Source organism: Neobacillus sp. MER 74, from assembly GCF_023714155.1.
The window spans coordinates 209,581-221,305 of the sequence record NZ_JAMAUV010000001.1; the positions used below are offsets into that span (position 1 = coordinate 209,581).

The following is an 11,725-nucleotide window of genomic DNA, read 5'->3' on the forward strand; positions in this document are numbered from 1 at the left end:
ATTAATGTCCTCCATGCTCGACCAGCTCTTCTAGCTGCTGGCGTATATACATTTGCTTATACCATCCGCCCATTTCCATTAATGCCTGATGGGTGCCTCTTTCGACAATCTTACCTTCTTCGAGAACGAGAATGAGATTGGCATGTTGAATCGCACTTAATCGATGGGATGTAATTATGGTTGTTTTTCCTTCCCGGTTTTCTCTTAACGAAGAAAGAATGGCTTCTTCTGTTTTTGCATCTACTGCAGATAAAGAATCGTCGAGGACCAATACTTCTGGATTCATCAAAATAGCCCGGGCAATCGAAAGCCTCTGTTTTTGCCCGCCAGATAATGACACCCCCCTCTCCCCAACAACCGTATGATACCCTTCCGCAAATTGAAGGATATCATCATGGATATTCGCTAACTTTGCGGCATTCTCTATTTCCTCTATCGTGGAGTTAGGATTTGTAAAGGCGATGTTTTCACCGACTGTAGCCGAAAACAAAAAGTGATCTTGCGGTACATAACCAAACGCCTCACGTAATTTTTCAAGTTTGTAGGCCTGAAGTTTCTTTCCACCAAAAGTAATTTCCCCTTGATAACTATCAAACTCACGAATGAGCAGCTTTAATAGTGTTGTTTTCCCGGCTCCCGTTTTACCCACTATACCGAGTGTTTCCCCGGCATGTAGAGAAAAGTTAATATCCTTTAAAACTGGTTCCGTTTCATTTGGGTAGGTAAACTTCTCAAGGTCGAATTTTATTTTTCCTGCCGGCACTACGTTTAAAGCATCCTCCTGATCGGTAATATCTACTTTTTCCTGAAGGAGCAAGGTGACACGGTCATAGGAAGCCCTGCCTCGCTCAACAATATTAAACAACCAGCCAAATGCAAGCATCGGCCAAATAAGTAACCCCAAATATGTAGTAAACGAGAGTAATTGTCCAATCGTTAGTTCCCCATTAAGGACATATCTAGAACCAAATACAATCGATAAAAAGAAAGAAATCCCCACAATAATTGATATCGTTGGATCAAACAGTGAATCAATTTTAGCAACACTAATATTTTTTTTGACAACATCTTCTGATTTCTTCCGAAAATCCTCGATATCTTCGTTTTCCTGACCAAACGTCTTAATCACTTTAATCCCAGTAATACTTTCCTGTGTTTTATCATTTAAGGACGAGAAAGCTTCTTGTGCCTGATAAAAGGTTCGATGAAGCATTGTTCCAAACCAACTCGTAAGGATGACCATAAAAGGCATAGGAATCAAACAAATTAAGGTAAGTTTCCAGCTGATTGTAAATGCCATCGCACAGATCACAAAGCCACCAGTTGACAGCGAATCAACCAACGTTAACACGCCAACACCAGCTGTTTGCTGAATTGCTTGCAGATCATTTGTAGCATGAGCCATCAAATCGCCAATTCGACGCTTTTGGTAGAATGATGGAGACATATTTGTAAAATGCTGATACAGTCGATTCCGAAGCAGTCTACTGAGCTTTACAGATGACCCAAAAATCATCACTCTCCAATAATAGCGGAGAACATACATAGCCAGGCCTACTGCAACAAGAGCCCCTATCCACTGAAGGAGGATTCCCTTTGTCATAGTCCCATCCTTAATTTCGTCAGCGATGATTCCAATGACCTTTGGCGGCACTAACTGAAGGACAGCTACAAGCATTAAGATGAATATCCCTGAAATATAAGCTTTTTTCTCTTTTTTAAAATACCATGCTAAGTCTAAAAATACTTTCATCCAACCGCCCCCAAAACACAAAAAAATATATTGTTGTCAGGTAAAATAATCCATTTACTGGAGTTTCATTTTACCAAATATTATCAAGATAAGAAAGATTAAGAATACTTATTGAGGACGAAAAAACATAAGGATCTTCCTTTATGAAAATAAAAACCACCTGTCGGAATTTAATAAATTCAGAAAGGTGGTTAATTATTGTCTGATCGGATCGTGTTCGCTTGTCCGTTTATTTAGATTGTTGCTTGTTCATGGCAGCCATCATTTGGTTGATCTTCTTTTGTGATGGTTTTTGTCCCATTTGCATCATCATCATTTTCAGCATTTGTTCATTGATAGGCGGATTTTTCTTTAAGTAGCTCATCATATATTTACGAGCAATGAAAAATCCTAGTGCTACACCAGCTGCTAGTGCCAGTATACCAACTAGAACGTAATACATATTCAACTTCCTCCTTCGTGTTGTCTACCATACAGTGTACTAAATAAAACACGATTAGACAATATCTGCAATCAGATAAATTTTCTTTCTTTTATCGGTTTTAACCAGCCATATCTTTGATGTTCAAGGTCAAGCGCTAAAAAAGAAGACTCACATTTTCTTAATACTTCAAAAAAGGCAGTCTCGGCTTCATAGCTTCCTTGTGCATCAATAGTAATTAAGTCTTGGAATACCTCTAACTTTGCCGTACTTAGTTTTCCGCTTAATTCCATCGAATATGCACCATTTTCAGCTTTAAAACCCTTGATTTTTCCAAGTTGCTTTAGAATAAGCTGATGAATCTTTAGCGCCTCGACTTTTCTGGTTATATAGGAAATTTGTTTTTGGGTTATAAATTTAAATTCACCGTTTGCTTTATGATTCTCTTGAAAAAGCTGAAAAAACAATCGCTCTCTTCCGAAGTAATGGGTCGCAAATTCATCTTCTATTAAATATAGTTGATATTTTCTCACCACTGTTCTCTCCTTCGTTGGTTACCCTTTTTACTATTATAAAAAAAGACAAGCGAAACTTTTGTCTTACGGCGCCAAAAACTTCCACTATTTTTGTCGATTGTAAGAATTGCAAGCTATTTTTATATATTTCGGTAGATTTTATGAATTTTCCTGCAGCAATATCTTTGTGCATATTTGTGCAAAGATTATCTGCCCCAACAAAAAAAGAGAACGGATAAATCCGCTCTCCTTAAAATTACGATTTTATTTTTGTAAAAGTGCCTTCACACGTGCCACAACGTTATCTACGGTAAATCCGAATTCTTCCATAATCTTTTCTCCTGGTGCAGAAGCTCCAAAATGATCAATCGCTAATACATCGCCTTCGTCACCTGTATATTTGTGCCAGCCAAACGATGAGCCAACTTCAATTCCAAGACGTTTTTTCACACCTCTTGGTAAGACAGAGTCTTTGTATTCTTGGGATTGTTGCTCGAAGCGATCCCATGAAGGCATACTTATGACTGAAGCATGAACCCCTTCTCCAGCAAGTGCTTTTTGAGCTTCCACTGCAAGACTTACTTCAGATCCAGTTGCTAAAAGCAATGCATCTGGAGTTTCTCTTTCAGAAGGAGATACCACATAGGCGCCCTTAGAAACACCCTCATAAGCATTGGTATCAGTATTTTTTAATGTAGGTAAATCCTGACGAGTTAACACAAGTGCAGTTGGTTTGTCTGTTGACTCAACAGCAAGCTTCCAAGCTGCCGCTGTTTCGTTTCCATCTGCTGGGCGAATGACTGAAATTCCTGACATTGCACGTAATGCCGCCAATTGTTCTACCGGTTCGTGCGTTGGTCCATCTTCCCCAACAGCAATACTATCATGCGTAAATACATAGGTAACAGGTAATCCCATTAACGCAGCTAGTCGAATCGCCGGACGTAAGTAATCAGAGAAAACAAAGAATGTTCCGCCAAAAACTTTTACTCCGCCATGAAGAGCGATCCCGTTCATTGCAGCACCCATTCCAAATTCACGAACACCAAACCAGATATTGCGGCCTTCATAAGAACCTGGCATAAAGTCTTTCGTACCTTTGATCATCGTTTTGTTAGAGCCTGCAAGATCTGCTGAGCCCCCAATAAAAATAGGTAGATTTTTAGCAATGCCATTAATTACTTCACCTGATGAGGCACGGCTTGCAAGGCTTTTCCCTTCACTATAAACAGGGATATCCTTGTCCCAACCCTCTGGAAGTTCATTATTTAATGCTTGCTCAAGCTGAGCTGCTAATTCAGGGTATTCATTTTTATATTGAGCGAAAAGGTCATTCCACTCTTTTTCCTTTTTCTCACCATTTTCAACGATAAGCTTTTGGAAGTTATCATAGACTTCTTGTGGTACATGGAAATCTTCTTCAAAAGTCCATTTATAGGATTCTTTAGTAAGTTTTAATTCATCAGCACCAAGTGGTGAACCATGAACACCTGATGTACCCGCACGATTTGGAGAACCATAACCGATTACTGTTCTTACTTCAATCATTGTTGGTCGTTCTAAATCATTTCTTGATTCTTCAAGCGCTTTTGCGATTTCTTCTAGATTGTTTCCGTCCTCCACACGAAGATATTGCCAGCCGTAGGATAGGAAGCGATCTTTGACACTTTCTGAAAAAGACTTATTTAAATCACCATCTAGAGAGATATCATTTGAATCATAAAGGACCACTAATCTTCCTAGTTTCAAGTGCCCCGCGAGTGAAGCTGCCTCTGCAGAAACACCTTCCATCAAATCTCCATCTCCACAAATACTGTATGTAAAATGGTTCACAAGTTCATACTTATCTTTATTATAAACACTTGCAACATGGCGTTCTGCCATTGCCATTCCCACTGCCATTGCAATCCCTTGTCCAAGTGGACCAGTTGTTGCTTCTACACCTTCTGTGTGGCCGTATTCAGGGTGACCAGGTGTTTTTGAGCCCCATTGACGGAATTGTTTTAAGTCATCCATGCTTAAATTGAAACCAGACAAGTGAAGCATGCTGTATAACAACGCTGACCCATGTCCAGCAGATAAAACAAAACGATCACGGTTAAACCAACGTGGATTCTTCGGATTTTGGTTCATGAAACGAGTCCATAAAGTATACGCCATTGGCGCTGCACCCATTGGCATCCCTGGGTGTCCAGAGTTAGCTTTCTCGATTGCATCAATCGAAAGAGTTCGGATCGAGGTAACTGATAAATCATCAATAGTATTAAACATGAATTACATCCTTTCCTAATGACTAGGTACTAAGTACATTTCAATTTTATATTGATACTGTGGTTTATTCAACAAATAGCATAATAATAAAGAACAAAATCCGCTTTATTTTTTAGTTTGACTCAGAAAATGCCGCTCTATGTAAAAAAGGGATACAAAAATTGTATCCCTGAATTTTTAGTGAAGTGTATTTTTTTTCCTAGCTTTGATTTTTTCTGGTGTGACATCATTTCCCTTAGGATCAATAAACTTAGTGTTGGTAAGGGTATCAAGCATATTAGAACGAAATGCTGCCAAATATTCGCTTCTTAATTTTGATTGTTCTTTGGCTTCTGTTTCAGTCAATCCCGTTGCTTTTGCTTTTCTTGCCAACTCGTTAATTCTAGCCATTTTTTCTTTGGATAGCATGGAGTAAACCTTCCTTTCTACCTGTTTACATGACACTTGATTTTACTAAAAAAAAAAACTAATGACAAGGCAAAAGGTTTACTCTTCTTGTGATTCGATATATTCTTGGTATCTTCTATGTACGGTTGCCTTTGAAATGTTATAGCCAAAACCTCTCAAAGTGGCAGCAATTTCAGCAAAAATTAATCCATTCTTTCTTAGCCGGACAATTTCTTCTACTGGTACTTCAATTTTTTCACGTCCGGAACCTTCACCAAGATTTTTTAAGTTTTTTTCAGGTTTATAACCATTCTGTACAGCTCGCTTCATGCCGCGCTTAATTTTTGCATTATGAAGTTTACGTTGATATTCTTCCACCATGCCAACAATTTTTAAAACCATGGAATCTGATTCTGACAGCTGTAATTCTCCACTTTGAGAGATACTGTAAAGTTTAATATTTTCTTTTAAAATGCAGTGCAAAATCGCTATTTTAGCGTTACCTCTACCAAGTCGGGTTTCGTCCTGGATTAATACCGCATGAACTTGATCATCTTTAATACGCTCTAATAATTGAAAGATCCCTTCTCGGTCGAATTCGTAGCCACTTGCCTTTTCTTTAATTACACTATCAACTTCAAATTGATAGGAATGAGCAAGTTGTGTTAATTCCTCTTCTTGGCGCTTTAATGATGTTTCTTGTGTTTCTTTGTTGGTGCTGACACGGCAGTATATGATTGCTTTCATTGTTATTCCTTTCTATTCACTCACAGCACTAGCTAATTCTTGTGTTGTTAAACCCTTTTCGTTACTCACTGGAATGATAATTTCTTCACCAGGAAAAATTAGGTCTTCATCAATTTCATTATGCTTTTTTATCCAAGAAACAAATTCCTGGTTTGATAATGAATGTTGTTCGGAATATTGGTCAGAGATATCCCAAAGTGAATCCCCTTCTGAAATCGTAATCTTTAAATACTTATCTTGATCATTTGAATGATGTTGAAAAGATAATATGAAGGAAAGTGAACAGCTTAAAATAATTAGAATAATAGCATAGGAGTATTTGTTCCATAATTTTTTCATATAAAAAACACCTCTACTAAGAATATATGTTCGTTTTATTAATATGATTATAAATCGAACGTTTGTTTGTTGTCAACTATTTTTCGAACTTATGTTTGTATAAAAAATACGAACATGGTATAATAAAGACAACAAAAACCAGACGAGGTGGATTTTATCATGGCTAAAATATCAAAGCGGCAGCAGGATATATTAGACTTCATTAAAAGTGAGGTTAAGAGTAAAGGATATCCCCCTTCCGTAAGAGAAATTGGAGAAGCAGTTGGACTTGCTTCCAGCTCCACTGTTCACGGTCATTTAGCAAGGCTGGAAAGCAAAGGACTGATTAGACGGGATCCAACCAAACCAAGAGCAATTGAAATATTAGAAGCAGATGCTGCAGCACATATACCAAGAAATGCAGTTGTAAATGTTCCCGTGGTAGGTAAAGTAACTGCAGGATTACCAATTACAGCTATTGAAAATGTCGAAGAGTTTTTCCCGCTCCCAGAAAGTCTTGCACCTGCAGATGAACAGGTTTTCATGCTAGAAATCATGGGTGAGAGTATGATAGAAGCTGGGATACTAGATGGGGACTACGTCATTGTGAAACAGCAGCCAACCGCGAATAACGGTGATATCGTTGTAGCAATGACCGAGGAAGATGAAGCCACCTGTAAGAGATTTTTTAAAGAAAAAGATTACATACGCCTGCAGCCGGAAAATTCTACAATGGACCCTATTATTCTAAGGAATGTTTCAATTCTAGGAAAAGTTATCGGCGTTTATCGGCATATTCATTAATAGGGAGCTTGCACAACTGTGCATGCTTTTTTTATGTCACATTATTGGGAAAATTTTTCATTTTTATCATATCATGTATATTATATAGTGAAAATTCAGTATTTTTACTCATGTCCATGTTGTAAATGTTTGATATAATTGAACTACACCAAGATTTACCTTAGGTCCAAAAAATTAGGCTTAAGGAGGTTGAGAAACAGTGTTAGCCGACATTATTTTCTCTATTGTAATTGGTGGAACTGTTGGCATTGTTGGACATGTTCGTAAGAACGGAAAAATTATCATGCCAAGGAAAACAAAAAGATTCATTTATCTCGGCTTTTTAGAAGAGTTGCTCCTAGGTGCGGTTGCTGCGCTTCTCCTCGTTCTATATACAGCTCCAAATTCAACGGTTGAAAATATCCTTTTTTCAATCATCGCAGGAATTGGTGGTGATGCCGTTCTTTCTAAAATTAAGCTACTTAATCAGAGTGAAAAGAATAATGAATAAATCGAGAGAAACGCCATGATACTATTCGTATTAAGGCGTTTCTCTTACCAATGAAGACTGTTTATTTGATTATTTTGCTATCCGTGCCTGAATATCAGATAATTTCACCTTAAAAAACGCTTTGTAAACTTCTGTATCCGCTTCCTTAAATACGGAATGGCTCACATAATCTCCTTTTAACGTTCTACGTTCCTCATCAAATAGAAAACATTCCTGACCTTTGGCTCCTGACTCTAGCAAACTTAATATAAGGTCCGGTTTCTTATACGTCTTTTCACGAAGTATTTCTTGGGTTTGAGCATTACAAATTTGCAGTTTATACAATTAGAGCACCTCCCAAATGTTTTCAAGTTAATAATATAATATATATGAGTAGCAGAAGGAAGATAATTGTGAATTTTTCAAGAAATAAGGAAATTATTTTAGCATGTGTGGGGATTGACTACTGTAGTTTGATGTACAGATTAAATGTAATTTACCGTTGGGGCTCTTTTTTCCTCCTACAGGTAAATGCAGTCCTCTTTCATTTACCGCTAGCCTGCTTTTTTTCTCCTACCAGTAAATCCAGTCCTCTTTCATTTACCGTTAGCCTGCTTTTTTCCTCTTTCCAGTAAATCCAGACCTCTTTCATTTACCGCTAGCTTGCTTTTTTCCTCCTACCGGTAAATGCAGCCCTCTTTCATTTACCGCTGGTCTGCTTTTTCCTCATCTCAGTAAATCCAGACCTCTTTCATTTACCGTTCTGCCTCTTTTTTGTCTTCTCGGCAAATCCCCTCTTCTAGTTCCCCACAAACCAACAAAAAAACCCTGTCACTTCAAGCGACAGGGTTTACTGATATTAATACATGCTCATATATTGATCGCGTTCCCATTGGTGAACGACTGTACGGAACATATCCCACTCGATTTCTTTTGCCTCAACAAAGTGTTCCATAATGTGCTCGCCTAGACCAGCCACGATTACTTCATCAGCTTTTAATTGATCTAATGCTTGAGCTAATGTAGCAGGAAGATCGATGATGCCTTCTTCGATTCTTTCTTCTTTGCTCATTACATAGATGTTTCTATCAACTGGTGCTGGAGGAGTTAATTGGTTTTTAATTCCGTCTAAACCAGCTTTTAGAAGAACAGCCATTGCAAGGTATGGATTAGCAGATGGATCAACGCTTCTTACTTCCACACGAGTACTTAATCCACGTGAAGCAGGAATACGAATTAATGGTGAACGGTTTCTAGCTGACCAAGCTACATAGCATGGCGCTTCATAGCCAGGAACAAGACGCTTATAAGAGTTTACTGTTGGGTTGGTAACCGCAGTAAAGGCTGGAGCGTGCTTTAGAATTCCGGCGATAAATTGACGAGCTGTATCGCTCATTTCTAAGTCGCCGCTTGGTTGATAGAATGCATTTTCTCCATTTTTAAATAATGAAAGGTTCATGTGCATTCCAGATCCATTAACTCCGTATAAAGGTTTTGGCATGAATGTTGCGTGCAAGCCATGTTTACGAGCGATGGTTTTAACAACTAATTTAAACGTTTGGATTTGGTCACATGCTGTTAATGCATCAGCATATTTAAAATCAATTTCGTGCTGACCTGGTGCTACTTCGTGGTGAGAAGCTTCAATTTCAAAGCCCATCTCTTCTAATTCAAGAACGATATCACGACGGCAGTTTTCACCTAAATCTGTTGGTGCTAAATCAAAATAACCACCTTGGTCATTTAACTCTAAACTTGGCTCGCCTTTTTCATCTAATTTAAATAAGAAGAATTCCGGCTCAGGTCCTAAGTTAAAGTTTGTAAATCCTAACTCTTCCATTTCTTTTAATACTCTTCTTAAGTTATTTCGAGGATCCCCTTCAAATGGTTTTCCTTCTGGAGTATAAATATCACAAATTAAGCGGGCAACTTTCCCCTTTTCTGCTGTCCATGGGAATACCACCCATGTATTAAGGTCAGGATAAAGCAGCATATCAGACTCTTCAATTCGTACAAAACCTTCGATTGATGATCCGTCAAACATCATTTTGTTATCAAGTGCTTTTTCTAATTGAGAAATTGGAATTTCCACGTTTTTAATAGTTCCAAGGATGTCTGTGAATTGTAAACGAATAAATTTTACGTTTTCCTCAACAGCTAATCTTTTAATATCTTCTCTTGAATACTTTGCCATTTTCTTACCCCCTATTTTTTGAAAAGATGCTGCCAATTTAATGGAAGAATCTTGACATATCTCCTTGACGTAATGATGATCGGTTGTTTCGGCCAGAATGCATCATTTCGTTGCGCAGTAGTTTTCTAAGTTGGTCATCCGTTAATTCGCGTTTAGCCTTCTCTGCTTGTTGTTCGATTATGTTAGATTGTTGTTGCTCTTTTACTAGGAATAATTGTTTAATACCAGCCATGTTCACACCTTGATCAATCAAATCCTTAATTTCTAGAAGCCTATCAATATCATTTAAGCAATATAGACGTCTATTCCCTTCGGTTCGAGCTGGAGAAATCAATTGGTGTTCTTCGTAGTAGCGAATTTGCCTGGCTGTAAGTTCCGTTAACTGCATGACCGTTCCAATTGGGAACAGCGGCATGGAACGGCGAATTTCCTTTCCACTCACCTAATTACTCCTCCCTTCGGGTTTGTTTATAATGCTATTATATTTCGTGTTAGAAAAGTTGTCAATGATATGTTAGATATTCTTACATGAAATTTTCTTAAAGAATTGTACAAACCAATAAATGCACTAAATAAGGTCTATTAATCCTTTTTCAGTTAAATGATCAATCGCGAGGCAAACAGCCATTTTTACATGGGCATATGTTAAACCACCTTGTACATAGGCAACATATGGCGGTCTAATCGGCCCGTCTGCGGTGAGTTCAATACTTGCTCCCTGGATAAAGGTACCTGCAGCCATAATCACGTCGTCCTCGTACCCTGGCATATAGCTCGCATGGGGAGTCACGTATGAATTAATGGGCGACGCAAATTGAATGGCCTGACAAAAAGCAATCATTTTATCAGGGTCATCAAACTGTACAGATTGAATTAAGTCAGTCCTGTTAGCATTCCATTTTGGCGAGGAATTCATACCTAATTTCTCCAGCATTGCCGCCGAGAACACAGCACCTTTTAAGGCCTGGCCCACCACATGAGGAGCTAGGAAAAAGCCTTGATACATTTCTTGAAGACTATAGAGGGATGCACCAGCTTCAGCTCCAATCCCAGGTGAAGTCATCCGATATGAACAAGCTTCTACCCACTTTTTTTTCCCAACGATATATCCTCCAGTCTTCACGATTCCGCCGCCAGGATTTTTAATCAGCGAGCCAGCCATTAAGTCCGCACCGACATGACAGGGCTCCAGTTCTTCTACAAATTCTCCGTAGCAGTTATCCACAAATACAACGACATCTGGCTTAATTTCTTTAACATACTTAATCATTTCGCCAATTTCAGCTACTGTAAAAGAAGGTCTTGGGTCATAGCCCTTGGAACGTTGAATCCCAATCATCTTCGTATTCGGTTTTATTTTTTCAGATACTTGATCCCAGTTAATTCGCCCTTCATTTGTCAGGGCAACACTATCATAAGAAATGCCAAATTCTTTTAAAGAACCAACCCCATTTCCACGAAGACCGACGATTTCTTCCAAGGTATCATACGGTTTGCCTGTAATATAAAGGAGTTCATCCCCAGGGCGAAGAACACCAAATAATGCAATGGAAATGGCATGGGTACCAGAAATGATTTGCGAGCGAACCAGTCCTGCTTCACCGCCAAGGACATCTGCATAGACATTTTCCAACGTATCTCTTCCTATGTCATCGTAGCCGTATCCAGTTGACGGGATAAAATGAGAGTCACTGACCCGATGTTTTTGAAAACTCTGTAAAACCCTAAATTGATTGGTTTCGATTCTTTCATCAATTTCCTTATGTACCCCAGCAATTTGTTGTTCGACTTCCCTAACGATTGGCTGGAGTTTTTCCCCATTTTTTAACTGTTGAAACATGCATGA

13 protein-coding genes are annotated in these 11,725 nt (G+C 38.5%); 2 read left to right on the top strand and 11 right to left on the bottom strand.

Annotated features, from left to right (window positions below):
- Position 1 precedes the first annotated feature (1 nt).
- From M3610_RS00960 to yneA, 7 genes are all read right to left on the bottom strand, one after another.
- A complete protein-coding gene (locus M3610_RS00960; protein ID WP_098572243.1) occupies positions 2–1,753 on the bottom strand; it encodes an ABC transporter transmembrane domain-containing protein in 1,752 nt (583 codons plus the stop codon).
- Between the two features lie 229 nt (positions 1,754–1,982).
- Entirely contained in the window at positions 1,983–2,195 is a 213-nt protein-coding gene (locus M3610_RS00965) for a YneF family protein (protein ID WP_373561664.1), read from the bottom strand.
- Between the two features lie 71 nt (positions 2,196–2,266).
- Positions 2,267–2,707, bottom strand: a complete 441-nt coding sequence (sirA, locus tag M3610_RS00970) for a sporulation inhibitor of replication protein SirA (RefSeq protein WP_026566602.1) — start codon at positions 2,705–2,707, stop codon at positions 2,267–2,269.
- A 246-nt stretch (positions 2,708–2,953) separates the two neighbouring features.
- Positions 2,954–4,960: a transketolase gene (tkt, locus tag M3610_RS00975; RefSeq protein WP_098572242.1), complete on the bottom strand. Its 2,007-nt coding sequence runs from the start codon at positions 4,958–4,960 to the stop codon at positions 2,954–2,956.
- Between the two features lie 177 nt (positions 4,961–5,137).
- Positions 5,138–5,368, bottom strand: a complete 231-nt coding sequence (locus M3610_RS00980) for a DUF896 domain-containing protein (protein ID WP_098572241.1) — start codon at positions 5,366–5,368, stop codon at positions 5,138–5,140.
- A 78-nt stretch (positions 5,369–5,446) separates the two neighbouring features.
- The gene (locus M3610_RS00985) at positions 5,447–6,094 is read right to left on the bottom strand and encodes a YneB family resolvase-like protein (protein ID WP_098572240.1); all 648 of its coding nucleotides are present in this window, start codon (positions 6,092–6,094) and stop codon (positions 5,447–5,449) included.
- Between the two features lie 12 nt (positions 6,095–6,106).
- Complete coding sequence (gene yneA, locus M3610_RS00990) at positions 6,107–6,433, bottom strand: cell division suppressor protein YneA (protein ID WP_098572239.1); 327 nt, start codon at positions 6,431–6,433, stop codon at positions 6,107–6,109.
- A 159-nt stretch (positions 6,434–6,592) separates the two neighbouring features.
- On the opposite strand from yneA, the gene lexA reads away from it, so the two are divergent.
- Together lexA and M3610_RS01000 are read left to right on the top strand one after the other, a co-directional pair.
- Positions 6,593–7,216: a transcriptional repressor LexA gene (gene lexA / locus M3610_RS00995; RefSeq protein WP_098572238.1), complete on the top strand. Its 624-nt coding sequence runs from the start codon at positions 6,593–6,595 to the stop codon at positions 7,214–7,216.
- Between the two features lie 199 nt (positions 7,217–7,415).
- Positions 7,416–7,706, top strand: coding sequence for a DUF4257 domain-containing protein (locus M3610_RS01000; protein WP_098572237.1), 291 nt, complete (start codon positions 7,416–7,418; stop codon positions 7,704–7,706).
- Positions 7,707–7,775: 69 nt separating this feature from the next.
- Here M3610_RS01000 and M3610_RS01005 read toward each other — a convergent pair whose 3' ends face one another.
- The 4 genes from M3610_RS01005 to M3610_RS01020 form a co-directional block, all read right to left on the bottom strand.
- Complete coding sequence (locus M3610_RS01005) at positions 7,776–8,030, bottom strand: hypothetical protein (RefSeq protein WP_098572236.1); 255 nt, start codon at positions 8,028–8,030, stop codon at positions 7,776–7,778.
- Between the two features lie 514 nt (positions 8,031–8,544).
- A complete protein-coding gene (gene glnA / locus M3610_RS01010) occupies positions 8,545–9,879 on the bottom strand; it encodes a type I glutamate--ammonia ligase (protein WP_098572235.1) in 1,335 nt (444 codons plus the stop codon).
- 37 nt (positions 9,880–9,916) lie between these two features.
- Complete coding sequence (locus M3610_RS01015) at positions 9,917–10,294, bottom strand: MerR family transcriptional regulator (RefSeq protein WP_180230015.1); 378 nt, start codon at positions 10,292–10,294, stop codon at positions 9,917–9,919.
- Between the two features lie 153 nt (positions 10,295–10,447).
- Entirely contained in the window at positions 10,448–11,719 is a 1,272-nt protein-coding gene (locus M3610_RS01020) for a methionine gamma-lyase family protein (RefSeq protein ID WP_251456049.1), read from the bottom strand.
- Positions 11,720–11,725 lie beyond the last annotated feature (6 nt).